Origin of the sequence: Bradyrhizobium ontarionense (assembly GCF_021088345.1) — a bacterium.
In the GTDB taxonomy this organism is placed as follows: Bacteria; Pseudomonadota; Alphaproteobacteria; order Rhizobiales; family Xanthobacteraceae; genus Bradyrhizobium; species Bradyrhizobium ontarionense.
The window spans coordinates 6,054,043-6,079,384 of sequence record NZ_CP088156.1; the positions used below are offsets into that span (position 1 = coordinate 6,054,043).

A 25,342-nucleotide genomic window follows, 5' to 3' on the forward strand; every position below is an offset into this window, starting at 1 on the left:
CTATGAATGGGGTGCTCATGTCAGACGAAACTGAAAAAGGCCTGAAGTCGCCACTTCGGCGCCAATTGCTGATGGGAATGGCCGCGATCCCGGCGCTCGCCATGATGCCGCGCCCCTCTTTCGGCGCGGGTCCCGCAACCTCCGCTGTCAATACGACCGGCCTTGCAGTCACCGATAGTGAAGTCACGGTCGGCATTCTGCACTCGGTCACCGGCACGATGGCGATCTCCGAGACCGGCTCGGTGCAGGCCGAGAAGCTCGCGATCGAGCAGATCAACGCCTCGGGCGGCGTGCTCGGCCGCAAGATCAAGTACATCCAGGAGGACGGCGCCTCGGATTGGCCGACCTTCGCCGAGAAGGCCAAGAAGCTCCTCGTCAACGACAAATGCGCCGCCGTCATGGGCTGCTGGACCTCGGCCTCGCGCAAGGCGGTGCTGCCGGTGTTCGAGCAGTACAACGGCATGCTCTATTATCCGACCTTCTATGAAGGTCTCGAGCAGTCGAAGAACGTCATCTACACCGGCCAGGAAGCCACCCAGCAGATCATCGCCGGCCTCGACTGGGTCAACAAGACCAAGGGCGCCAAGACCTTCTATCTGCTCGGCTCCGACTACATCTGGCCGCGCACCTCGAACAAGATCGCCCGCAAGCATATCGAGGGCCATCTGCAGGGCGCCAAGGTCGTCGGCGAGGAATACTTCCCGCTCGGCCACACCCAGTTCAACTCGGTGATCAACAAGATCAAGCTCACCAAGCCGGACGTGATCTACGCGATCATCGTCGGCGGCTCGAACGTGGCCTTCTACAAGCAGCTGAAGGCGGCCGGCATCGACATGTCGAAGCAGACGCTGCTCACCATCTCCGTGACCGAGGACGAGATCGACGGCATCGGCGGTGAGAACATCGCGGGCGCTTACGCCTGCATGAAGTACTTCCAGTCGCTCGACAACGCCAACAACAAGGCCTTCGTCTCCGAATTCAAGAAGATGTGGGGCGAGAAGACGGTGATCGGAGACGTCACCCAGGCTGCCTATCTCGGTCCGTGGCTGTGGAAGTTGACGGTGGAGAAGGCGGGCAGCTTCGATGTCGACAAGATCGCGGCCGCATCGCCGGGCATCGAGTTCAAAGGCGCGCCGGAAGGCTATGTGCGGATCCACGAGAACCACCATCTCTGGTCCAAGACCCGCGTCGGCCGCGCCAAGGCGGACGGTCAGTACGAGCTGATCTACGAGACCGCCGACCTGGTCGAGCCGGATCCGTTCCCGAAGGGCTACCAGTAAGCGCCTTTGCAAGCTCGCGGGGCAAGGCGAGCTGCTGCGTCAACACCGGTGCTCTCCCCTCCCCATGTCGCAATCGCGCAGCGATTGTCGGCAGCGGGGAGGGGGCGGGGGCCGCATACTCAGACCGAGTTGAGAACCCGCTCCAAAACCCTCGCCCCCCAAGGGGGAGGGAACGACCCGGGCTGCGGAAACAGCCAGTCCGCAGGCAGATCGATTTCCAGCAACAGCATCACGCTCGAGAGGACGGATCATGTTCGGTGACTATTCCATCGGCGACCTCGGGGCCATCTTCGCGATGCAGGGCTTCGCGGGCCTCATCCTGTTTTCGGTCTACGTGCTGATGGCGCTGGGCCTTGCCATCATCTTCGGCCAGATGGGTGTCATCAACATGGCGCATGGCGAGTTCATGATCCTCGGCGCCTACGTCACCTGGATGACGTCGAACGCCTTCCAGCATTTCCTGCCGTCGCTGTTTCCCGGCTACTTCTTCGTCGCCATGATATTTGCCTTCATCGCCTCCGGATCCCTCGGCATGCTGGTCGAGTGGGCGATGATCCGCCGCCTCTATAAGCGGCCGCTCGACACGCTGCTCGCGACCTGGGGCCTCAGCCTGATCCTGCAGCAGGCCTATCGCTCGGTGTTCGGCGCGCGCGAGGTCGGCGTCGAGCTGCCCGACTGGATGATGGGCTCCTGGCAGGCGACCGACGCCATCCAGATCCCGATCAACGGCATGTTCGTGATGTGCCTGACCATCCTGATCACGATCGTCGTCGCCTACGTCCTGTTCCTGTCGCGTTGGGGCAAGCAGGTCCGTGCCGTGGTCCAGAACCGCGTCATGGCAGGCACCGTCGGCATCAACACCGAGAAGGTCGACCGCTACACCTTCGGTCTCGGCTGCGGCATCGCCGGTGTCGCCGGCTCCGCCTTTACGATGATCGGCTCGACCGGTCCAACCGCGGGCCAGCTCTACATCGTCGACACCTTCCTGGTCGTCGTGTTCGGTGGCGCGGCCAGCCTGCTCGGCACCATTGCGTCGGCCTTCACGATCTCCCAAGCGCAGTCGACCATGGAGTTCTTCCTGTCCGGCTCGATGGCCAAGGTGCTCACGCTGCTTGCGATCGTCGCCATCCTGATGATGCGCCCGCAGGGCCTCTTCGCCCTTAAGGTTCGCAAGTGAGCTCGATCAAGTGAGCCGATCCCGCCAGCTCAGACAGTCCAACAAGAAAGCACGGCCATGATCATCAACTCGCGCTTTTTCAACCGCTCAGAACTCATCGGCTTCGTCTCGCTGCTGCTGCTGCTCGTCGTCATCCTGCCGCTGGCGCTCGATGTGTTCCGCCTCAACCTGGTTGCGAAATATCTGACCTATGCTTTCGTTGCGATCGGCCTGGTGCTGTGCTGGGGCTATGGCGGCATTCTGAGCCTTGGCCAGGGCGTGTTCTTCGGCCTCGGCGGCTACTGCATGGCGATGTTCCTGAAGCTCGAGGCATCGAGCGTTGCGAACACGAAGATCCAGTCGACGCCGGGCATTCCCGACTTCATGGATTGGAATCAGCTGACGCAGCTGCCGTTCTTCTGGAAGCCATTTCAGAGCTTCTCCTTTGCGCTCGTGGCAATCCTGCTCGTACCGGGCATCTTCGCCTTCATCGTCGGCGCCGCGATGTTCAAGCGTCGCGTCGGCGGCGTCTACTTCGCAATCATCACGCAGGCGATTGCGGCCATCCTGACCATCCTGATCGTGGGCCAGCAGGGCTATACCGGCGGCATCAACGGCATCACCGACCTGCGCACCTTGCACGGCTGGGACATTCGTACCGATCACGCCAAGTACATTCTTTACTTCGTCGAGGTCGCCTTCCTGTTCCTGGCCATCCTGATCGCGCAGTTCATCCGGTTGACCAAGCTCGGTCGCATCCTGGTGGCGATGCGCGAGCAGGAAGATCGCGTCCGCTTCTCCGGCTACAGCGTCGCAAACTTCAAGATCTTCGCCTTCTGCGCCGCCGCGATGTTCGCGGCCGTCGGCGGCGCGCTGTTCACGCTCGAAGTCGGGTTCATGTCGCCATCCTTCGTCGGCATCGTGCCGTCGATCGAGATGGTGATCTACACCGCGGTCGGCGGCCGGCTTTCGATCTTCGGCGCAGTCTACGGCACGATCCTGGTCAACTTCGCCAAGACCAGCCTGTCGGAGACCTTCCCGCAGCTCTGGCTGTTCGGCCTCGGCGCGCTCTTCATTGCAGTGGTCCTTGCCTTCCCGAACGGGCTCGCCGGCATCTGGGGCGATCACGTGCAGCCGCGCATCGACCGCCTGCTGGCGTCCCGCACGAAGAAATCCGGCAATGGCGGCCTCGTCGCCAACGGCGCCCCCGCAGAGTGAGGAGACAGCGATGCTCATCGGTCATCAGCCCAAGGAATTCCTGCTCGCGGTCGAAGCGCTCACCGTCTCCTTCGACGGCTTCAAGGCGGTGAACGACCTCTCCTTCTATGTCGAGGAGAACGAGATCCGCGTCATCATCGGCCCGAACGGCGCCGGCAAGACCACGGTGCTCGACCTGATCTGCGGCAAGACCAAAGCGACCTCCGGCTCGATCCAGTTCCGCGGCAAGGAGCTGACCAGGCTGAGGGAGAACGAAATCGTCCAGGCCGGCGTCGGCCGCAAGTTCCAGACGCCGTCGATCTTCGAGGATCTCAGCGTGTTCGAGAATCTCGAGATCTCCTTCCCGCGTGGCCGCACCGTGTTCGGCTCGCTGACCTTCCAGCGTGACGCCGTCGTCAAGGATCGCGTCGAGGAGGTCGCCGAGATGATCTTCCTGAAGGATCGTCTCAAGACCTCGGCGGCTGAGCTCAGCCACGGCCAGAAGCAGTGGCTCGAGATCGGCATGCTGCTGATTCAGAATCCCGACCTGCTGATGCTCGACGAGCCGGTTGCCGGCATGAGCGTCAGCGAGCGCGCCAAGACGGCGGAGCTGCTCAACCGCATCATCAAGGACCGCTCGGTGCTGGTGATCGAGCACGACATGAAGTTCGTCGAGGACATCGCGCACAAGGTCACCGTGTTGCATCAGGGCCAGATCCTCTCCGAAGGGACGATGGAGAAGGTCAAGAACGATCCCAAGGTCGTCGAAGTCTATCTCGGGCATTGAGCGCGGCAGCCTCAGGAGCAGATGTAATGTTGGCAATCTCCGATCTTCATGTCGCCTACGGCCAGAGCGAGGTGCTGCATGGTCTGAACGTCAAGGTCGCGCCCAACGAGATCGTTGCGATCATGGGCCGCAACGGCATGGGCAAGACCACGCTGATGAAGTCGCTGATGGGCATCCTGCCCGCCAAGAGCGGCTCCATCGACATGAACGGTACCGAGTTGTCGGGCCTGAAGAGCTATGAGCGCGTCGCCAAGGGCCTCGCTTACGTGCCGCAGGGCCGGATGATCTTCTCGACTATGACGGTCAAGGAGAACATCGAGACCGGCCTCGTCGTGTCCGGCGAGTCCGAGGTGCCGGGCGACATCTATGAGCTGTTTCCGGTGCTGCTGGAGATGAAGGGACGCCGCGGCGGCAACCTCTCCGGCGGCCAGCAGCAGCAGCTCGCGATTGCTCGTGCGCTCGCGACCAAGCCGAAGGTGCTGCTGCTCGACGAGCCGACGGAAGGCATCCAGCCGTCGATCATCAAGGAGATGGCGCGCACCCTGAAGCGCATCCGCGACGAGAAGGGGCTGTCGATCGTCGTCTCCGAGCAGGTCCTGAGCTTCGCCCTCGACATCGCCGACCGCGTGCTGGTGATCGAGAACGGCGAGATCGTCCGCGACGATCCGCGCGACTCCGTCGATGCCGCCCAGGTCTCGAAATATCTGTCCGTCTAACCACCGTCCAAGCAAGGAACAAGGGGAGCTTCTGATGCCAGACACACTGATCAAGGTCGATCTCACCAAATCGGCCTACGAGAACGACAAGGTGCACAACCGTTGGCACCCCGACATTCCGATGGTGGAGTGGGTCAATCCCGGCGATGATTTCATCATCGAGACCTATGACTGGACCGGCGGCTTCATCAAGAACAACGACTCCGCCGATGACGTGCGCGACATCGACCTGTCGATCGTGCACTTCCTCTCCGGTCCGATTGGCGTCAAGGGCGCGGAGCCAGGCGACCTGCTCGTCGTCGACCTGCTTGACGTCGGCCCGATGAAGGAGAGCCTGTGGGGCTTCAACGGCTTCTTCTCCAAGCAGAATGGCGGCGGCTTCCTGACCGACCACTTCCCGCTGGCGCAGAAGTCGATCTGGGACATCAAGGGCCTCTATACCTCGTCGCGTCACGTGCCCGGCGTCAATTTTGCCGGCCTGATCCATCCCGGCCTGATCGGCTGTCTGCCCGATCCGAAGCTGCTCGCGACCTGGAACGAGCGCGAGACGGCGCTGATCGCCACCAACCCGACCCGCGTGCCGGGCCTCGCCAATCCGCCGTTCGCGCCGACTGCCCATGCCGGCCAGGCCAAGGGCGACGTCAAGGCCAAGATCGGCGCCGAGGGCGCCCGCACGGTGCCGCCGCGCGAGCATGGCGGCAATTGCGACATCAAGGACCTGTCGCGCGGCTCGAAGATCTACTTCCCGGTCTACGTGCCCGGCGGCGGCCTTTCGATGGGCGACCTGCACTTCAGCCAGGGCGACGGCGAGATCACCTTCTGCGGTGCCATCGAGATGGCCGGCTGGCTACATCTCAAGGTCGACATCATCAAGGACGGCGTCTCGAAATACGGCATCAAGAACCCGATCTTCAAGCCGTCGCCGATCACGCCGAACTACAAGGACTACCTGATCTTCGAGGGCATCTCGGTCGACGAGGCCGGCAAGCAGCATTATCTCGACGTCCACATCGCCTATCGCCAGGCCTGTCTCAACGCCATCGAGTACCTGAAGAAGTTCGGCTACTCCGGCGCCCAGGCCTACTCGATCCTCGGCACCGCGCCGGTTCAGGGCCACATCTCGGGTGTCGTCGACGTGCCCAATGCCTGCGCGACGTTGTGGCTGCCGACCGAGATCTTCGACTTCGACGTGATGCCGTCGTCGGCGGGACCGGTCAAGCACATCACGGGCGACATCCAGATGCCGATCTCGCCGGATAAGTAATTCTCCTCCCTGCGCGACGGGATGCGGGACGGCAGCGTATCGGCCGCCCCGCATCCGCCGCGTGAGAGTTGAAGATGATTGTTGCGCAGGAGACGAGACAATGCCGGTCTATGAATATCTCTGTGATGCATGCGGACCGTTCACGGACATGCGTCCTATGGCTGAATGTGATGAGCCGCAGGTCTGTCCGCAATGCGCTGACATGGCGCCGCGCGTGATCCTCACCGCACCCGCCTTCGCCTGCATGCCGGCGGAGCGGCGCACGGCGCATGCGGCCAACGAGCGCAGCCGCCACGCGCCGCAGACGGTCGCGGAATACAAGGCCAAGCACGGCCCGGGCTGCGGTTGCTGCTCGCCGAAGAAATCGCCGCGGCTGATGACCAAGTCCAGGAGCGGCGCCAAGGGCTTTCCGACGGCGCGGCCCTGGATGATCAGCCACTGAACGAACGCGCGCGGGCGGCGCGGTTGGGCCGCCCCTCAGCGTGACGCCGGCACGCGGCGTGGTCCCGGCGCTGCCGGCTGGCCGCCGAGCTTGACGTTCATCGCATTGGCGCCGTCGCTGATGTCCACCAGCGTCTTGCGGCCGTCCTCCAACACTTTCGCCGATTTGCGCCTGAGACCGTCGACCAGCTCCCGCATCGATCTGATCTGATCGAACAGCTCGCCCGGATTGCCCTGTGCGAAGCCGGGAATGGCGTCGTCGACCTTGGTCACGACCTTGTCGAAGCCCTTGAAGATGTCCTCGGCCTTGTCGATCGCGGCATCGATCGCCGCGGTCTTGTCGTTCAGCGAGGCGGTCTCGGATTCGAACGTCTGCAGCGCGTCCTTGATGGCCGGCGCGTTGCTGACGACGAATTTGTCGACGTTGTGCACCGTCTCGACCATCGTCTCCTGGTCCTTCAGGTCCGCGGTGAGCACCGGAACGCCGTCGTGATCCAGCGGCACGGGCGGCGCCGTCGGCGCGCCGCCGACCAGCGAGATCGCGGCGATCCCGGTCAGCCCTTGGAACTCGATGCCGGCGGTGGTGTCCTTGCGGAGCGGCGCGCTGCTGTCGAGCGTGACCAGGGCCACGATCTTGCGCGGGCTTTCGAGATTGATCGAAAGAATCTGCCCGGCCTGCACGCCGTCGAAATTGACCGGGCCGCCCTTGCGCAAGCCCGCGGCCGAGCCGCCGTCGAACACGACGCGCAAAGTGCTGCGCTGCTGCGCGATGCGGCTCTTCTGCTTGAGCAGGACGCCGCTGATCCCGGCTGCGACGGCCGCGATCGTCAGGGTTCCCACGATGAGATTGATCGCGCGCATTCGGTGTCCGCCGCTGCCTCCGCCCGATTCTAGCCGTTAAGTCTCCGGGTTGAAAGCTCAGCGCGCCAAGCCCGGCCGGGAGGGCGCGGCGAGGCCCGCCAGCAGCACCGCGAGAATCCCGGTCAGGAAGATACCGTCGAAGGTTCCCGCGCCGCCGATCGAAGCCACGGGCGCGCCGAGGCTGCCGATCTTGTCGAGATTCATCAGGTCGGCGCCCACGAGCGTGCCCATCGAGCCACCGATATAGGCCAGCGGCGCGGCATATTCTCGCGACAGCAGGAAAGCGAGGATCGCGGTCACCACGATGGGCGCGAACACCGGCACGGCGATACCGACCCCCTGCACCGGCGTCGCCAGCGCGTGGATGACTACGGCGATCACCAGCACGGCGATCGCAGCGCGCAGCCACAGCTGGTAGCGCAGCACGAGGTAGGTCGACATGATCGTCGGGATGATGGCGCCGCCGACATTCACCGCCAGCACGGTGCCGGGCCATTGATGCACCAGCGGCACGACATATTGCATGCCGAAAAAGTCGATGACCTCGCCGGATCTGGCGACCTGTCCAGGCAGCACCGTGATGGGAATGTTGAAATAGCTGCCGATCAGCGAGCCGAGCAGCAGCAGCATCGCGGTGCCCGAGCTGACGCCGAGCTTCATGTAGGCGTAGCGCAGGATGCGGAGCTGGATCAGGATGATCAGGACGCCGAAAGCGAGCACCAGGACCGCGAAGAAAACCGGCGTGATCGGCAGATATTGAACCTGGGAATGCATGTCGGAAGCGCTTGGATAGTGGGACCGTGCTGTCCGTGGGATCATTTCACGGAGGCGGCAGGGTGACAAATGGTCATTCGCCGCTTCGTTCCCAAGGGCTGCCATGCTCCGGGCGCCATGGCTCATGACTCAGCACGGATCAGCGTGGCGTGCAGCACGTAGCGCTCCGGGCCCGGTATCAGCGCGTCGAACGGCCAGCAGGTCGACAGCACCAGCTCGGAGTCTTGCGTCACCGGATCAATGCCCGACGCATCGTAACGGACGACCTGCGCGGCATCGGCGCGGTAGCGGAAGGCCTTGCCGTCGCGCCTGACGACGTCGATCTCGTCACCGATCCTGACGTCGCGCAGGAACCGGAAGTGGGTGTCGCGATGCGCGGAGTAGACGGCGATGCCGGGCTGGCCGGGCTCGGCGCTGCCCTCGACATGGCCCGCACCGAAGGCGAGGGCCTGGCCGCTGGAGCCGTCGAGCGCGATGGTGGAGACGCCGAGACGCTTGATCTCGATGCGTGCCACCGGGGCCGTGTCGGCCCAGGACCATGGCTTGACGGGGTGGCCTGTCGCGATGGTCTGGCTGAAGGCGCGGTCGAGCAGCACCTGCGCGACGATCGCCTTGGCGTGGATGAGGGCGCCGTGGCCGAACAGGGCGATGCCGACCAGGGCAATCGCGAGCGGGATGAGGAAGCGGGGCATGAACTCTCCATTCGTCATTGCGAGCGAAGCGAAGCAATCCAGAATCTTCGTCTGGCCCTGGATTGCCTCGTCGCTTCGCTCCTCGCAATGACGGCGCGTATTAGTTGCTCGCCCGCCGCCGTATGGCGACGAGCCAGATCAATTCGAGCATCAGGATCCCCAACCCGAGCAGCATGCTGAGCTCGGCATCGGTGGCCGTCTTCGGCAAGGTGATCGTCGCAGGCGTCGCCGGCACCACCGGCCGCTTCAGCGCGGCAAGCTGGACGTCGCTGTCTGTCTCCGCGCGGCGGTCCTTCTGCATCATGGGCATCCGGCCGCGCTCGCCGAACACCTTCTCGAAATCCCAGCCGGCCGGCAGGTTGATCGGCAGCTCTGCCAGTCTCAGCGGCTCGCCGTCGGGGCGTCGTGGCGTCTTGTCGACCGCGACGAGGCTGGTCAGGCGCGTCACCAGTTGATGCTCCAGCGCGAGCTTCAGAGTGGCGCCGTCGGCTTCTTCCGGCGTCATCTGCCGCATCGTCTTCGCCACCTCGGCATCGCCGATCTTGCGCCGCGCCCATAGCTTCGACAGGCCCTTGCCCTCGGCCGCGCCGGACAGCGGCAGCGTGATGGTCCAGGGCTGGTCGCCGATGCGGCCCTTGATCTGCAGCGAGCCCGCCAGCCGATCGAGCTTGGCGGCCAGCACCAGCGGCTCGTTGCGATAGACGTCGGGGAGGACAGCGGGCGTCAGATCCGCCGAGGCTTCCGAGAAATTCGCGCTGAGCCCGGTCACGACAGGGTTTTCCAGCTTGGCGAACAGGTCGCGCATGCGCTCCTCGACCTGCTCGACCGAGCCGATATGGGTGAAGGCGCCGCGGCCGAGCTCGGCGGCCCGCGTCATCAGGTAGGTGTTCGGCGCCGAGCCGATGCCGACCATGAAGATGCGCGAGCGGCCGCGCATCGCGGTGATGGTCTCGAACAGCTGCTGCTCGTTGCCGATGGCGCCGTCGGTCAGGAACACGACCTGGCGCACGCGATCGGAGTCGCTGCCGTCGTCGGTGAGCGCGGCACGCATCGCCGGCACCATCTCGGTGCCGCCGCGCGCGTCCAGCGCGCTGACGAAGCTGGTCGCGCTGCCGACATGCTCGGAATCGGCAGGCACCGAGGACGGAAACAGCACCGTCATGGTGTCGTCGAAGCGGATCACGTTGAAGCGGTCGCCCGGCTGCAGCCGGCCCAGCGCATAGAGCAGGCTGGCCTTGGCCTGGCGGATCGAGGTGCCGCCCATCGAGCCGGAATTGTCGATCACGAAGATCACGTCGCGCGGCTGCGGCCGCTGCGCGGTCGCCGCCACGGCGGGCGGTGTGACGAAGGCGAGCAGATAGTCGGCATCGCCGACCTGCTCGTGAAACAGCCCGACCGAGGGCGCTGTCGTAGCAGCCGGCTTCCAGGTCAGCTCGAAGTCGCGATCGGCCGGCACCACGCCTTCGGCCAGGGTGACAACGCGCGTCCGCGCATCCGGGCTGTCGATGGTTACCTGGTGATGGTGGCTCTTCACCTCGCCGAGCGCGAAGCCCGCCTGCAGCCGCACCGTGATCCGGGTCGGATTGACCGGATCATGCTTGGCCGGGTCGAGCACCTCGGGCGAGATGCGGTCGCGGTCCGGCACGGGGTCGTTGCCTGCGGCGCCCCAGCCGTTGCTGTCAGGGCGCAGCTCGACGCTCTGCACGATCGGCGCGGGATTGTAGCGCGGCGCGACCACCAGCGGCACCCGCAGCGAGAACTCGCCGGCCGCCTGCGCCACCGGCTGCTGATACTCGATCTGCACCAGAACGGTCTCGCCCGGACCGATATTGGCGAGCGAGGTGGTGAAGATGTTCGGCCGCTCCTGCTCGGTCAGCGCCGCGGTCTTGCCGTCGCGCTTGGCCTGCTCATAGATGACCTTGGCCTGCTCGCGCGGCTTGATGTCGCCGACCACGACGCGATCGCCGACGATCATCTTCAGCGTGTCGACTGCGCTGTCCGGCGGCAGCGGATAGACATAGACCGCCTCCATCCATTGCGAGCTCGTGTTCTTGAACAGCTGAGTCACGCGCGCCCGCGCCGTCGGGCCGGACACGACGATGTCGACGTCGATGCCGAGCCGCGGCGCCTCGGCATAACCGGTGTCGGTCTTGAACAGCAGCGCGCCGGAGCGCGCGTCGCCCGGCTTGGTCAGCGGCGCCAGCGGTCCTTCCGACGACCAGCCCGGCGTGACGCTGAGGAAGAGTGCCGTGAAGCCCACCAGCAGCACGGCGGCGGCCTGCAGCAGCAGGAACAGCAGCATGGTCACGATGAAGGACCGGACCGGGTGGGCGCTGCTTCTGATATCGTGGTCGATCGTCTCGCTCATCAGTGGCTCCGCAACGAACAATTTCGGCCTGCCGAGACTGAGCGCGGCGCGCTGATATCGCGAGCGGAATGGTCGGTCTTGTTCGGGCACGGTCCGCCCCGGTGCGTCCGCCGGCCACCCGGGGCGGACGCTGTTGTACGGGTTTGTGCTGATTTGTCCGTCTGCTAAAAGGACGCGCGGCACACGGCAGGGGACAGGATGTCGATACCGGACAATGAGCTTTCCGACGAGCAGAGCCGGCAGGTCGCGGAGACGATCCGCGAGGAGATCGCGCGGCGCCGGATGTCGCGGCAGGCGCTGGCGGAGCAGGCCAAGCTGAGCCTGTCGACCCTGGAAAAGGCGCTCGGCGGCCGCCGCCCGTTCACGCTCGCGACCATCGTCCGGCTGGAGCAGGCCCTCGGCATGTCCCTGCGCAAGCCCGTGGGCGCGCCGGCCGTGCCGCCCGCTGCGAGCGGCGGCGTCGCGCCGGACAGTCTCGGCTCCTATTCGCGGCGGGCGGTGGAATGGATCGAGGGCACCTATGTCACCGTGCGTCCGTCGTTCGGCGACAGGGAGGCGATCTACGCCTATCGCACCGACATCGCCTGGGACGACGCGGCCTCGTCGCTGGTGTTTCGCGAAGGCGCGCGGCTCGATGCGGCCTTCACGCAGTTCGGCGAGGTCGCCGTGCCCAACCAGTCCGGCTTCGTCTATCTCGTCACCAACCGCCACGGCCAGCACCGCCTGATCACGGTGTCGCGGCCAACCATCACCGGCGAGATGTACGGCATCATCACGACGCTCTTGGCGGGCCGCGGCTCGCTCTTGACGCCGATCGCCGCGCCGATCGCGCTGCTGCCGCTGCGCAATGTCGATGAGCCGAGCTTCGGCCGGCTCGGTGGGGATGATCGACATTATCAGTTCTATCGCGAGCATCTGCGCAAGACGGTGGAGGAGCCGTTCGCAATGTTCGTGCACGGCGTGGCGTGAGTTCGTAGCCAGTAGTAGTCCGTAGGGTGGGCAAAGGCGCGCCCCAATGCGCATTGTATGCCGTGCTCCATCGCGCGCCGTGCCCACCATTTGCTCCGAGCGCGTGGATCGATGGTGGGCACGCGACCGCCCTGCGGTCGGCCGCTTTGCCCACCCTACGATACTGCCTCAACAAACACCGCTGTCACGCCGGGATCGATAACCCCAGGGAGCAATGTGAGGCACGCGCGTCGTTGGCATTTCGCATCTCACATCCGCCGAAGCGTGATGGTGTGGACGGCCCCCTACGGCATCAGTTGTGCCAGAATGAGGTTGTCGAAGTCTCATACTTGGGAGCCGTCCGTGAGCCAGATTATCCGCATTGGGCTGGATACGTCGAAGTATATTTTTCAACTGCATGGGGTGGATGGATCGGAGCGTGTGGTGTTGCGCAAGCGGCTCACGCGCAAGGTGATGCTGGATTTCTTTGCCAAATTGCCGCCGACGGTGGTGGTGATGGAAGCGTGCGGGGCCGCGCACCACCTGGCGCGCGAGCTTGGCAAGCTGGGTCACACGGCCAAGCTGATCGCGCCGCAGTTGGTGAAGCCCTATGTCGAGCGCAACAAGAACGACGGGCGAGACGCAGAGGGGCTGTGCGAGGCATCGAGCCGGCCGCGGATGCGTTATGTGCCGGTCAAGACGGCGGAGCAGCAGGCCGCCTTGATGCTGCTGGGCATCCGTGAGCAGCTGGTGACCCGTCGCACCCAGCTGAGCAACATGATCCGTGGTTACGCGGCTGAGTTCGGTTTGACCGAGGCCAGAGGGCTCGACAAGCTCGCCTCGTTGCTGACCAGGATCGAACAGGATGACAGCGTACCGGAGATGGCGCGTGAGCTGTTTGCGATGCAGGCTCGTGAATACGCCTGGGTGCAGGAGGAATTGAAGACGATCGAGGCCAAGCTTCTGGCTTGGCACCGCGCCAATGCCATGAGCCGGCGTCTGGCACAGATCCCGGGAGTGGGCCCGGTCACCGCCGCAGCGCTGGTGATGAAGGCGCCAGATCCGCACGCCTTTCGTTCTGGCCGGCTGTTCGCAGCCTGGATGGGCCTCACGCCGAGGGACCATTCGACCGGCGGAAAGACCCGGCTCGGCAAGATCACGCGCGCCGGTGACGAGCGATTGCGCCAGCTGCTCGTGGTGGGCGCGACCTCGGTCATCAAAGTGGCAAAGGCGAAGGGGCAAGGGCCGGGCTGGCTCATTGAGCTGTTGAAGCGCAAATCGGCCAAGCTTGCCGCGGTGGCGCTCGCCAACAAGATCGCCCGCATCGCGTGGAAGCTGATGACCACGGGAGAGACCTTTGATGGCGCACGACTGGCTGGCCTGGCGAAGGCCCCCGTAGCGGCCGCCGCGTAACAAACAAAAGGATTCGGCCGACCGGAGGGCGATCCCACCGGCCGAACCGGAGCTGCAAGAGCAGAGGAGATGGTGCGATCGATCGAACCGAGATGCGGGCAAATCCGTGGGACCCATTGGCCGAACAAGGTCGCTGGCGTGTTTGGAACCCGTGTCGCGGAAACCATCTTGGCCAGCGGCCCAACAGGCCACATCCAAAGGCCGGACATATGGATGCAAGCGATCCGATCGAACCTCAACACCGCTCTTGTGCCACGGGGGCCGTCCACATATGGGTCCCGGATCGGCGCCGCGCCGCGCTTTCGCGCGCCACGGCTTGTCCGGGACGACGGGGAGAGAGCAGATTCACGTCTCAAACAGCCGGGTCGCATCTATCAAAAGGTTCGTATCAAGCAGCAAGGTCAAACCGATCAGAAGGGCATGATGCCGCATTCTCGCGGCACATGATGCCCGAGGTCTGCGATCATCGAGTCCCTCGCGAGAATGCAGAGGGCGCAGGGAATGCCGGGTGAAGGCCTCACCCATGGCCCGCCTGCGAAAAAAATGCAGGCGGCAGGTACCACAGGTGGTGCCGATCAACCGGCATTCCCTGCGCGACGGTCTTCACGCTTATACGCAGTCTCCCTGGTGCGCCGGGCTTGTTGGCCACCATGCGCGACAATGCGCTCACGCGCACCACCGCGGGACACCAGCATCGGGGTGTCAGGACGCTGCGACTTCACGTCCGCAGCCCTGCCGTTCGTCGGCGCATCCGAAGACACGCTGCGGCAAGACGCGGCCATCGCTCCCCGCCTCGCGTGTCGTGACGATCGCGCGCAACGCCCCTTGTGTTCAGAAAGTCTGTCAGAATATGCGAACGGGCGGTTCTCGCAAAACCGCCCGTCGCTGGATCTGAGCCCGTAACGCCCCAAACGCAGCAGAGCCTGTTTCAGAGCGAGGGACAGCTCCGGTGATCTTCCTCAACCCGAACAGTTGCAAGGGCCTCGAGCCCATACAAGGCAAGGAAGGGAGTGGATGATGACACAAATCGCAAACGGTGTCGCTGGCATCGATGTGGCCAAGGACAAGGTGGACGGCTGCATTCGCAGCCTCGGACTACGGCAGACGTTCCCGAGCACTCCGCACGGGCACCGCCAGCTGTTGACCTTGCTTCGCAAGCACAAGGTGAACAAGGCCGTCATGGAGGCCAGCGGCGGTTATGAGCGCGAGTGGGCCAAGGTGTTGCGCCAGGCCGGGATAGAGGTGCGGATCGTCGATCCCAAGCGGGTTCGCAACTTTGCCCTATCGGCCGGTCGACTGGCGAAGAACGACACGATCGATGCGGAGATGATCGCCTGGTTCGCCGAGACGTTCAACGACGCACCGAGCCAGACCTACGATGCTGCCCGCGAGGAACTGGCGGGACTGGTGAAAGCACGCAAGAACCTGATGGATCTGAAAACCCGTCTGCAGAACCAGAACGAACATGTCGTGCCGGGATTGGCGCAGAAGGCCCATTCCCAGGTGTTGAAGACGCTCGCTGCACAGATTGCGAAGCTCGAGGCTGCGATCTCGGCCAAGGTCAAGGCCACACCGGAGTTTGCCAAGCGCGCCGAGATCATCGAAACTGTGCCAGGGCTTGCCGGCACGACCTCCGCGATCCTCATTGCAGGAGCGCCGGAGCTCGGCAAGGTGAGCGACGAGATCGCCGCCGCCCTGATCGGGGTCGCTCCTTACGACGATGACAGCGGCAAGCGCCGAGGCGAGCGCCACATCAAGGGGGGCCGGCGCTGGGTGAGAAACGGCCTGTTTCTTCCCTGCCTCGGCGCAGCGACCCAGCATAATCCGGTGCTCAAGGCCTACTATGAGCGCCTCACCGCCAAGGGCAAGGAGCCGAAAGTTGCGCTCATCGCCTGCATGCGCAAGCTGATCATCATCCTCAACACGATGATCGCCCGCGGTGAGAAGTGGAATCCTAAGCCACCACGCGTTGCGGTGAACTGATCGAGCGCCATGCCGCGCTCGGTCCACGACCGAGCGCATGCCAAGCCAACAGGACGGCGAGCGGACGGGGTCAAGGCCTTCAGCCGCCGAAGGCGGGGGCGCGTCTCGCGCCAGCCTTGAGGCCGGCCGCTCGCCGGCCTACCTCAACAGCACAGTTGCTCCGCAGTGAGGCGGGATGGGCGGATACAATCATGTATTCGGAAAAATCGCAAGAGATTTATTTTTTCCGGAAGCGAATGGCTTCTGTCTCAGCCTTCATAAACTCTATCGCGGCGACATCCATCGCCGGTAGCCGCGCGGTGACAATGATTGCGCCCTCTCCCCTTGTGGGAGAGGGCTACGCTGAAACCAACTCCAGACCCACTCGGGTGAGGGGTTCGTGCCACACGCTAAGCTCCCAGTTCGTGGCAACCCCTCACCCGGCTGCGATGCTTCGCATCTCCGCCACCCTCTCCCACAAGGGGAGAGGGTGCACCGAATTTTGCCGCGCCGGCTCCCTCGATGTCTCTATCGCGGCGACATCCTCCGCCGGTGGCCGAGCGGTGACAATGATTGCGCCCTCTCCCCTTGTGGGAGAGGGCTACGCTGAAACCAACTCCAGACCCACTCGGGTGAGGGGTTCGTGCCACACGCTAAGCTCCCAGTTCGTGGCAACCCCTCACCCGGCTGCGATGCTTCGCATCTCCGCCACCCTCTCCCACAAGGGGAGAGGGTGCACCGAATTTTGCCGCGCCGGCTCCCTCGATGTCTCTATCGCGGCGACATCCTCCGCCGGTGGCAGAGCGGTGACAATGATTGCGCCCTCTCCCCTTGTGGGAGAGGGCTACGCTGAAACCAACTCCAGACCCGCTCGGGTGAGGGGTTCGTGCCACACGCTAAGCTCCCAGTCCGTGGCAACCCCTCACCCGGCTGCGATGCTTCGCATCTCCGCCACCCTCTCCCACAAGGGGAGAGGGTGCACCGAATTTGCCGCGCCAGCTCGCTCGACGTCTCCCGCCACATCGACTCCCATCGCTACGCGATTGTTGTGAGGGATAGGGCGCACCGCGCGCGCCGTAGGTCGTGTGGCTCAAGCGACACGCGAGGAGACAACCTCGCCTGCTTCTACCCCCCGACTTCCGCGCTGATGATGTCGCCGAACAGGTCCCATTTGCCGCCCTTGAACTGCATCATCTTGAGCTGCTCGATCGGGGCGAAGTCATTGGGGCCGGTGTTGACCTTGATGCCGGGGATCAGCGTGTCCGGCGCGAAATCCTTCAGGCTGGCGGCCTGCTTCATGACGTTCTCGCGGGTGAGATTGTCGCCGCACTGCTTCAGGGCCTGCACCATGGTCTGGGCCGCGGCATAGCCATAGGCGAGGTTGGTGTCGGAGATGTTGGCGCCCGGCATGTACTTGTCGATGAAGGCCATGAACTTCTTCATGCCCTCGTCGTCCTTCCACTGCGGATCCGACGGGTCCTTGAGATAGCTGGCGGAGACCACGCCCTCTGAGGCCTCGAAGCCGGCAGGCTTCATCACCGCGCCGATCGAGATCGAGACGTCGGTCATCACGTGCATCGGCTTCCATTCCAGCTCGGCGATCTTCTTGATCGCCTGCGCCGCGAATTTCGGCGTCGAGATGTTGACGAACACGTCGGCGCCGGTGCCCTTGAGCTTGACGATGTGGGAGTCGATCGACGGCTCGGTGGTCTCGTAGCTCTCCTCGGCGACGATCAGGGTCTTGGCCTTGTCGCCGAGCACCTCCTTGATGCCGAGGACGTAGTCCTTGCCGAAATCGTCATTGGCGTAAAAGATCGCGATCTTCGCGTTAGGCTTCTCCTTGAGGATGTACTTGGCAAAGATCCGCGCCTCGACGCGGTAGCTGGGCTGGAAGCCCATGGTCCAGGGGAATTCCTTCGGGTCGTTCCACTTGCTGGCGCCGGTGGCGAGGAACAGCTGCGGGATCTTCTTGGCGTTGTGATATTTCTGCACGGCGGTCTGCGTCGGCGTGCCCAGCGCATTGAACACCAGAAACACCTCGTCGCTCTCGATCAGCTTGCGCACCTGCTCGACCGTCTTCGGCGGGCTGTAGCCGTCGTCATAGGAGATGAAGTTGATCCTGCGGCCGTTGATGCCACCCTGATCGTTGATCATCTTGAAATAGGCTTCCTCGGTCTTGCCGATGATGCCGTAGGCCGAGGCCGGGCCGCTATAGGCTTCGACATTGCCGATCCTGATCTCGGTATCGGTGGCGCCGGTGTCGTATTTCTTTTGTGCTGATGCGCTCTGGCTCGCCAGCACGGAGAGGGCGGCTGCGGCCGCAAACGAGAGCAAAGTCCTGACAGTTGTCGGCGACATTCCCTGGGTTTCCTCTGGTTGGTCCTGCGATTTCTTTTTTTCTTTGTGGCCGATGACAGCGTCCGCGTGCGCCTCTCGCCGTGATCACGACGCCCGCGGTAAAGCAGGAGCGATTGTGGATGGCTGCCGGTCAGAAACGAGTGGGCAGATGTGTGCGATGCACTGTCTTGCGTTCAGGCGCTGTTGCCGGGAACGGCGGGGAATGTCGCGCGGGAGCGCAGGTGATTTTGGCTGCCAGCCACTCGACGCAAGTTGATACCGCCGCTTCCGGCGCATCTTGGCCAAAGCACGAACCAGAGCTCCGGCAACGATGACGAAAAGCCCGTTCTACACGGCCGAGCACGAGGCGTTTCGCGACGTCGTCAGGCGCTTCGTCGACAAGAAGATCGCGCCGTTTGCTAGCGCCTGGGATGAGGCCGGCGAATTTCCGCGCGCGCTCTACGTCGAGGCGGCCGAGATCGGACTGCTCGGGCTCGGCTTCCCGGAACAGTTCGGCGGCGTGCCGGCCGATCAGTTCATGAAGATCGTCGCCTCGCAGGAGCTGGCGCGGGCAGGCTGTGGCGGCGTCAGCGCCAGCCTGATGAGCCATACGATCGGCGCGCCTCCGATCGCACGCGCCGCGCGGCCGGAGCTGAGGGCGCGGGTGCTGCCGGAGATTCTTGCGGGGCGGAAGATCTCGGCGCTCGCCATCACCGAGCCGAGCGGCGGCTCGGATGTCGCAAATCTCAGGACCAAGGCGATCCGCGATGGCGATGCCTATGTCGTCAGCGGCGAGAAGACCTTCATCACCTCCGGCATGCGCGCCGACTACATCACGGTTGCCGTGCGCACCGGCGGGCCGGGCGCGTCCGGCGTCAGCCTGCTGCTCATTCCCGGCGACACGCCGGGCTTGACGCGCACGAAGCTCGACAAGATGGGCTGGTGGGCGTCGGACACCGCGACCTTGCATTTCGACAACTGCCGTGTGCCGGCCGAGAATCTGATCGGCGAGGAGGGCCAGGGCTTCAAGCTGATCATGCACAATTTCAACAGCGAGCGGATGGGCATGGCGGCGGGCTGCACAGCGTTCGCCCGCGTCTGCCTGGAGGATGCGATCGCCTATGCGAAAGAGCGGCAGACGTTCGGCAAGCCACTGGCGCAGCACCAGGTCATCAGGCACAAGCTGGTCGACATGGCGCAGCGCGTCGCGGCGTCGCAGGCGATGCTGGAAATGCTGGCGTGGCGGCTCGAACAGGGCGACAATCCGGTCGCCGAGATCTGCATGATGAAGAACCAGGCGACGCAGACGATGGCCTATTGTGCCTCCGAGGCGGTGCAGATTTTTGGTGGCGCGGGCTTCATGCGCGGCATCCGCGTCGAGCGCATCTATCGCGAGGTCAAGGTCAACGCGATCGGCGGCGGCACCGAGGAGATCATGAAGGATCTGGCCAGCCGGCAGATGGGATTGTGACGCGTACTTTCTCCGTTCGTCATGCCCGGGCTTGATCCGCCTGCGGGGCCAAAACCCCTTCGGTGCGGCGAAGGCCCGGGCATCCACGCTGTCCGCCACACATGAACAACGACGTGGATGGCCGGGACAAGCCCGGCCATGACGTCAAAAAAAATACGACAGGAGCTCGAGGAAGAATGCTCTTCACCGCCGACCACGACGAACCGCGCCGCATCCTGCAGAAGTTCATCGCTGCCGAGATCAATCCCCATGTCGACGAATGGGAGGAGGCCGGCATCTTCCCCGCGCATGAGCTGTTCAAGAAGCTCGGCAGTCTCGGCTTTCTTGGCCTCAACAAGCCGGTCGAGTTCGGCGGCCAGGGGCTGGACTATTCCTACGCGCTGATGATGGCGGAGGAGCTCGGCGCGATCAATTGCGGCGCGATCCCGATGGCGATCGGGGTGCAGACCGATATGGCCACCCCGGCGCTGGCGCGGTTCGGCTCCGACGAGGTGCGCAAGGAGTTCCTGGCGCCGGCGATCGCCGGCGACTACGTCGCCTGCATCGGCGTCTCCGAGCCCGGCGCCGGCTCCGACGTCGCCTCGATCAAGACCCAGGCGCGTGGCGATGGCGACGACTACGTCATCAACGGCGGCAAGATGTGGATCACCAACGGCACCCAGGCGGATTTCATCTGCCTGCTCGCCAACACCGGCGACGGTCCGGTCCATCGCAACAAGTCGCTGATCTGCGTGCCGATGAAGAGCAAGGGCGTGCAGGTCGCGCGCAAGCTCGACAAGATGGGCATGCGTTCGTCGGATACCGCGCAGATCTTCTTCGACAATGTCCGGGTGCCCAAGCGCAACCGCATCGGCGAGGAGGGCCAGGGTTTTACTTATCAGATGATGCAGTTCCAGGAGGAGCGGCTGTGGGCCGGCGCTGCCTGCCTGAAGGCGCACGAAGCCATCATCAATGCGACGATCGAGTACACCCGCAACCGCAAGGCGTTCGGCCGCTCGATCCTCGACAACCAGGTCGTCCACTTCAAGCTGGCGGAGATGCAGACCGAGGTCGAGCTGTTGCGCGCGCTGACCTATCAGGCCGCCGAGGCGCTGGTCGCAGGCGAGGATGTCACCCGGCTGGCGACCATGGTGAAGCTCAAGACCGGCCGGCTCGGCCGCGAGCTCACCGATGCCTGCCTGCAATATTGGGGCGGCATGGGCTTCATGAACGAGACGCCGGTCAGCCGCGCCTATCGCGATTCGCGGCTGAGCTCGATCGGCGGCGGCGCCGACGAGGTGATGCTGACGATCCTGTGCAAGATGATGGGCACGTTGCCGGGCAGCGGCAAAGCGGGGAACGCCTGATGATCACGCTGTATCATTGCGACGGCGCCCGCTCGTTCCGCCCGCTGTGGATGCTGGAGGAGCTGAGGATTGACTACGAGTTGAAGATGCTGCCGTTCCCGCCGCGGGTGTTCGCCAAGGAGTATCTGGCGATCAATCCGCTCGGGACGATCCCGTATCTGATCGACGGCGAGACGAAGATGACCGAGTCCTCCGGCATCTGCCACTACCTCGGCGCCAAACATGGCCCGACGCCGCTGATGGTCGGGCTCGAGGAGAGGGACTACGGCGCGTTCCTGAACTGGATGTACTTCTCCGACGCGACGCTGACGTTCCCGCAAACGCTGGTATTGCGATACACTCAGCTCGAGCCGGAGGAGCGGCGCTCGCCGCAGGTCGCGACCGATTATGCCAAGTGGTTCCTGGGGCGGCTGCGCGCCGTGGAGGCAGCGACCGCCAATGCCGAGTTCTTGTGCGCCGGCCGTTTCACCGCCGCCGACATCGTGATCGGCTATGCGTTGCGGCTGGCCGACACGCTGGGACTCTCCAAGGATTTCGGCCCGAATGTGGCGGCGTATTGGGCGCGGCTGCAGCAGCGCGCGGGCTACCAGCGGGCCCTGGCGGCTGAGCGGCGTGCGGGTGCGGAGCAGGGCATCAAGCCACGCGCCAGACCGTGAGCTTTGGGCACGTCATTCCGGGGCGACGCGCAGCGTCGAACCCGGAATCTCGAGATTCCGGGTCTGGTCCTTCGGACCATCCCGGAATGACGATCATCTCGACGTTCTGAGGATTAACCGCGACAAAAATCGCCAGCCATCGCCGATGACAGCGGCGCGAATTGCGCTATGGTCCTCCTCCAATGAAGCGGCCGACAGAGCCGCGCCTCAGGAGGAATGCCATGGATGTGACCCGCCGGGACTCCGGCCATCTCATGCTGATCACGCCCGAGCGCGTCTTCTACGCCGGGCTGCTCGGCCGTCCCCGCCAGCGCTGCTCGGGTGCGTTCCATATCTATGTCGCGCTCACCGGCAGTCTGCGGCTGCTGCTAGAGCCCGGCGAGCAGCAGCATGGCGAGCTGCTGCTCGTGCCGCCCAACAGGCAGCATACGATCGAGAGCGACTACCGTACCGTCATCGTCGTCACCATCGAGCCGGAGAGCGTGCCGATCGGCACGCTGGACCGCTTTGCCAACCGTATCACGCGCGACGCGGAGGCCTATGCCTGCCGCATCCGCGCCGCCTATGAGGAATTGGTGCAGCGGCCGCTCAGCGGCGACGTCACCAGCGCCATCTTCGACCGGCTCTGCTTCGGCGAGGTGCTGCTGCAGCGGACGCTCGATCCGCGCGTGGTCAGGGCGATCGCGCTGATCAACCGGTTCTCAGGCGAGCCCGCCACCGCCGAGAGCTGCGCCGCGGCGGTCGGCCTGTCGACCTCGCGCTTCCTGCATCTGTTCAAGGAGGAGACCGACATCTCCTTCCGTTCGTTCCGCGCCTGGAAGCGCGCGCGGCATCTGCTCAACTACGCCAACCAGGATCTCAACCTCGCGCATCTCGCGCAGGACATCGGCTATCCCGACTCGACGCATTTCAGCCATTCGATCCGCCGCTTCTACGGCCTGAAGCCGCGCGCGATCTTCTCCGGCTCGCGCGATCTGGCGATCTATCGCGCGGGTGCAGACGCCTTGACCTGATCGGGCTTGGCCTGATCCGACGTCCCGGCGCGCCGTGTGAACGCGGCGCGCAGCGGGAGCTTGGCCAGTTCGAGCACGATCAGCGTCGCGATCCCCGCTCCGACGGTCAATGCGAGATCATCCGCATGAAGCGGCCCGAAGCGGAACAGCGCCGCCGCCACGGGCCATGCCAGGCTGGTCGCGAGCACGGCGACGACGATGGCGATCACCAGCAGCAGCACCCGGTTGGGGCGCGTGAAGGCGTCGCGCAGCGAGCTGGAGAAGGAGCGGTTGACGAAGACGAGGCTGACGATCACGAACACCAGCGCAAAGAACACCAGCGCGCGGATCTCGTCGTCGGGCATGCCGACCCGGCTTGCCATCAGCAGAATGCCGCCCGTCGTCAGCAGCGCCAGGACGCCCTGAAACGCTCCCCACAGCACGAGCGTGCGCGGCAGCAACGGCTCCTGCGGATCACGCGGCGGCCGCTGCATGACGTCGTGCTCCTCGATTTCGGCCTCGAACACCAGCGAGCACACCGGATCGATGATCATTTCGAGGAATGCGATGTGCACGGGGCCGAGCAGCAGCGGCAGCCCGGTGACGAGCGGCAGCAGCGCCAGCCCGGCAATGGGAAAATGGACGGCGAGGATGAAGCACATCGCCTTGCGGAGATTGTCGTAGATCCGCCGCCCGAGCCGGATCGCCTTCACGATCGAGCCGAAATCATCGTCGAGCAGCACGATCGCCGAGGCTTCGCGTGCGACGTCGGTGCCGCGGCCGCCCATGGCGATGCCGATATGCGCTGATTTCAGCGACGGCGCATCGTTGACGCCGTCGCCGGTCATCGCGACGATCTCGCCGTCCGCCTTGAGGGCGTTGACGATGCGCAGCTTCTGCTCCGGCATGATGCGCGCGAAGGCGGTCGGCGTGCGGGTGGCCTGCGCCAATGCCGCGTCGTCGAGCTTGGCGAGTTCCGGGCCGGTGATGACGCGCTCCGGATCGAGCCCGGCCTGTCTCGCGATGGTCGTGGCCGTCGCCGGATAATCACCCGTGATCATGATGATCCGGATGCCGGCCGAGCGGCATTCCGCGACCGCACCGGGGACTTCGGCGCGCAACGGATCGGCGAATCCGGCAAGGCCGCAGAACGTGAAGGCGAAATCCTGCTGCGCATTGGGCAGCTCGGCGTCATCCCAGGCCGCCCGGGCAATGCCGAGGACGCGCAGCCCGTCGGCGGCCAGGGTCTCGACCTGCGCCTGCAGCGCGGCGAGCGCGGAGCCGGTGATGCCGCACAGCCCGGCGATAGCCTCCGGCGCGCCTTTGGCCGCGACCACGACCCCGCTTCCATCGCGACCGGACCACACGTTGGTCATCGCCAGCAGATCCGGACGCAGCCCATAGCGCCGCAGCAGCGCAGCGCCGGTCTCCGCGCCGATCGCCTGCAACGCCCTTTCCATCGGATCGTGTGACTGCGGATCGCAGGCCAGCACCGCGGTGGCGACGAGCTCGTGAAACGGCGGCGTCACGGCGTCCGCGGATGCTGCTGCGGGCCGCAGCATGGCGCCATCGGGCAGCACCAGCCGCGCCACGGTCATCCGGTTCTGGGTTAGCGTGCCCGTCTTGTCGGTGCATAGCACCGTCGCCGCGCCGAGCGACTCGATGGCCGAGGCGCGCCGTGTCAGCACGCGGACCTGCGAGATGCGCCAGGCGCCCATCGCCATGAAAACGGTCAGAACCAGCGGGAATTCCTCGGGGAGCATCGACATGCCCAATGCAATGCCCGCGAGCACGCCGTCGAGCCAGCCGCCGCGATACACCGCGTAGAGCACGACCGTGATGGCCACCACGATCCCTCCGCCGATCGCAAAGGCCGTGACCAGCCGCGTGGTCTGTTGCTGCAGCCGCGGCGTCTCCGTCTCCACCGCGGTCACGGCCTGGCCGATCCGTCCGATCGCGGTGTGCGGCCCGGTGGCGGTCACCTCGGCGAGGCCCGTGCCGCGCACGACGAGGCTGCTGGAGAACACCAGCGGCTGATCGTCGCCGCCTGCGGCGTAAGCCGCGACGGTCTCAGTGCCGGCCGCAGCGCGCTTGCGCACCGCAACCGACTCGCCGGTCAGCAGCGATTCGTCGGTCAGCAGGTCGTCGCATTGCCGCAGCACGGCATCGGCCGCAACGCGGTCGCCCTCGGTGAGCACGATGAGGTCGCCGCGCACCACCTCTCGGCCGGCGATGCGCACCTGCTCGCCGTCGCGGACCACGAGCGCGCGCGGGCTGGAGAGATCGCGCAGCGACTCCAGCACGCGCTCCGTGCGCGCCTCCTGCACGATCGTGATGACGATCGATGCGGAAGCGAACACGCCGAGCATGACCGCCTCGGCCAGATCGCCGAGCAGCAAATAGATGACGGCGCCCGCAACCAGCAGCGCCAGCATCGGCTCCTTCAACACGTCCGTGATGAGACGAAGGATCGAGCGGCTGCGGGTTTGCGGCAGTTCGTTGAAGCCCTCGGCCCGCAGGCGCGCGGCCGCCTCGGCCGCGGTCAAGCCGCCCGGATAGGCGGATGCATTTTGTGACCCGGCTGGCATGGCACCCTCGATGACGGTCGTCCCCACTGCATAGCGCGGCTCGTCACCCCCGGGCTTGAGGCAAAGCAATATCGGCAGCGTTGGTTCCCGTCA

General features: G+C 64.9%; 20 protein-coding genes. 14 read left to right on the forward strand and 6 right to left on the reverse strand.

Going from position 1 to position 25,342, the window contains the following annotated elements; all coding sequences use genetic code 11:
- The first annotated feature begins 17 nt into the window (after window positions 1–17).
- The 7 genes from urtA to LQG66_RS26625 all read left to right on the forward strand — a co-directional run bounded on the left by urtA (window position 18) and on the right by LQG66_RS26625 (window position 6,842).
- Window positions 18–1,280 (forward strand): urea ABC transporter substrate-binding protein, encoded by a 1,263-nt coding sequence (gene urtA / locus LQG66_RS26595; RefSeq protein ID WP_231318598.1) that lies wholly within the window; start codon window positions 18–20, stop codon window positions 1,278–1,280.
- 250 nt (window positions 1,281–1,530) lie between these two features.
- On the forward strand, window positions 1,531–2,457 hold the full coding sequence (urtB, locus tag LQG66_RS26600) for an urea ABC transporter permease subunit UrtB (protein ID WP_231318599.1): 927 nt from the start codon (window positions 1,531–1,533) through the stop codon (window positions 2,455–2,457).
- 57 nt (window positions 2,458–2,514) lie between these two features.
- Window positions 2,515–3,654: an urea ABC transporter permease subunit UrtC gene (gene urtC / locus LQG66_RS26605; protein ID WP_231318600.1), complete on the forward strand. Its 1,140-nt coding sequence runs from the start codon at window positions 2,515–2,517 to the stop codon at window positions 3,652–3,654.
- Between the two features lie 10 nt (window positions 3,655–3,664).
- Window positions 3,665–4,420, forward strand: a complete 756-nt coding sequence (gene urtD, locus LQG66_RS26610) for an urea ABC transporter ATP-binding protein UrtD (RefSeq protein WP_231318601.1) — start codon at window positions 3,665–3,667, stop codon at window positions 4,418–4,420.
- Between the two features lie 26 nt (window positions 4,421–4,446).
- The gene (urtE, locus tag LQG66_RS26615) at window positions 4,447–5,136 is read left to right on the forward strand and encodes an urea ABC transporter ATP-binding subunit UrtE (RefSeq protein ID WP_231318602.1); all 690 of its coding nucleotides are present in this window, start codon (window positions 4,447–4,449) and stop codon (window positions 5,134–5,136) included.
- 34 nt (window positions 5,137–5,170) lie between these two features.
- The gene (fmdA, locus tag LQG66_RS26620; RefSeq protein ID WP_231318603.1) at window positions 5,171–6,400 is read left to right on the forward strand and encodes a formamidase; all 1,230 of its coding nucleotides are present in this window, start codon (window positions 5,171–5,173) and stop codon (window positions 6,398–6,400) included.
- A 100-nt stretch (window positions 6,401–6,500) separates the two neighbouring features.
- The gene (locus LQG66_RS26625; RefSeq protein WP_231318604.1) at window positions 6,501–6,842 is read left to right on the forward strand and encodes an FmdB family zinc ribbon protein; all 342 of its coding nucleotides are present in this window, start codon (window positions 6,501–6,503) and stop codon (window positions 6,840–6,842) included.
- Between the two features lie 35 nt (window positions 6,843–6,877).
- Here the strand turns inward: LQG66_RS26625 and LQG66_RS26630 are convergent, their stop codons facing one another.
- From LQG66_RS26630 to LQG66_RS26645, 4 genes are all read right to left on the reverse strand, one after another.
- The gene (locus LQG66_RS26630) at window positions 6,878–7,702 is read right to left on the reverse strand and encodes an MlaD family protein (protein ID WP_231318605.1); all 825 of its coding nucleotides are present in this window, start codon (window positions 7,700–7,702) and stop codon (window positions 6,878–6,880) included.
- Between the two features lie 57 nt (window positions 7,703–7,759).
- Complete coding sequence (locus tag LQG66_RS26635) at window positions 7,760–8,476, reverse strand: DUF1614 domain-containing protein (RefSeq protein WP_231318606.1); 717 nt, start codon at window positions 8,474–8,476, stop codon at window positions 7,760–7,762.
- 122 nt (window positions 8,477–8,598) lie between these two features.
- On the reverse strand, window positions 8,599–9,168 hold the full coding sequence (locus LQG66_RS26640) for a class GN sortase (RefSeq protein ID WP_231318607.1): 570 nt from the start codon (window positions 9,166–9,168) through the stop codon (window positions 8,599–8,601).
- A gap of 100 nt (window positions 9,169–9,268) precedes the next feature.
- Entirely contained in the window at window positions 9,269–11,536 is a 2,268-nt protein-coding gene (locus tag LQG66_RS26645) for a marine proteobacterial sortase target protein (protein WP_231318608.1), read from the reverse strand.
- Between the two features lie 198 nt (window positions 11,537–11,734).
- On the opposite strand from LQG66_RS26645, the gene LQG66_RS26650 reads away from it, so the two are divergent.
- From LQG66_RS26650 to LQG66_RS26660, 3 genes are all read left to right on the forward strand, one after another.
- Window positions 11,735–12,505 (forward strand): helix-turn-helix domain-containing protein, encoded by a 771-nt coding sequence (locus tag LQG66_RS26650; RefSeq protein ID WP_231318609.1) that lies wholly within the window; start codon window positions 11,735–11,737, stop codon window positions 12,503–12,505.
- Between the two features lie 342 nt (window positions 12,506–12,847).
- Window positions 12,848–13,897 carry an IS110 family RNA-guided transposase gene (locus tag LQG66_RS26655; protein WP_231327954.1) on the forward strand — a complete coding sequence of 350 codons (1,050 nt, stop codon included), beginning with the start codon at window positions 12,848–12,850 and terminating at the stop codon, window positions 13,895–13,897.
- 1,017 nt (window positions 13,898–14,914) lie between these two features.
- The gene (locus tag LQG66_RS26660) at window positions 14,915–15,880 is read left to right on the forward strand and encodes an IS110 family RNA-guided transposase (RefSeq protein WP_231318610.1); all 966 of its coding nucleotides are present in this window, start codon (window positions 14,915–14,917) and stop codon (window positions 15,878–15,880) included.
- Between the two features lie 1,104 nt (window positions 15,881–16,984).
- Here LQG66_RS26660 and LQG66_RS26665 read toward each other — a convergent pair.
- Complete coding sequence (locus LQG66_RS26665; RefSeq protein WP_231318611.1) at window positions 16,985–18,217, reverse strand: ABC transporter substrate-binding protein; 1,233 nt, start codon at window positions 18,215–18,217, stop codon at window positions 16,985–16,987.
- 310 nt (window positions 18,218–18,527) lie between these two features.
- On the opposite strand from LQG66_RS26665, the gene LQG66_RS26670 reads away from it, so the two are divergent.
- The 4 genes from LQG66_RS26670 to LQG66_RS26685 all read left to right on the forward strand — a co-directional run bounded on the left by LQG66_RS26670 (window position 18,528) and on the right by LQG66_RS26685 (window position 22,682).
- Window positions 18,528–19,667, forward strand: coding sequence for an acyl-CoA dehydrogenase family protein (locus LQG66_RS26670; RefSeq protein ID WP_231318612.1), 1,140 nt, complete (start codon window positions 18,528–18,530; stop codon window positions 19,665–19,667).
- Between the two features lie 176 nt (window positions 19,668–19,843).
- Window positions 19,844–21,013, forward strand: coding sequence for an acyl-CoA dehydrogenase family protein (locus LQG66_RS26675; RefSeq protein WP_231318613.1), 1,170 nt, complete (start codon window positions 19,844–19,846; stop codon window positions 21,011–21,013).
- Window positions 21,013–21,669 (forward strand): glutathione S-transferase family protein, encoded by a 657-nt coding sequence (locus tag LQG66_RS26680; RefSeq protein ID WP_231318614.1) that lies wholly within the window; start codon window positions 21,013–21,015, stop codon window positions 21,667–21,669. The genes LQG66_RS26675 and LQG66_RS26680 overlap by 1 nt, the downstream gene beginning before the upstream one ends.
- A gap of 221 nt (window positions 21,670–21,890) precedes the next feature.
- Window positions 21,891–22,682 (forward strand): helix-turn-helix domain-containing protein, encoded by a 792-nt coding sequence (locus tag LQG66_RS26685; protein WP_231318615.1) that lies wholly within the window; start codon window positions 21,891–21,893, stop codon window positions 22,680–22,682.
- Here the strand turns inward: LQG66_RS26685 and LQG66_RS26690 are convergent.
- On the reverse strand, window positions 22,652–25,249 hold the full coding sequence (locus tag LQG66_RS26690; protein WP_231318616.1) for a cation-translocating P-type ATPase: 2,598 nt from the start codon (window positions 25,247–25,249) through the stop codon (window positions 22,652–22,654). The two genes, LQG66_RS26685 and LQG66_RS26690, sit on opposite strands and share 31 nt — an antisense overlap.
- Between the last annotated feature and the right edge of the window lie 93 nt (window positions 25,250–25,342).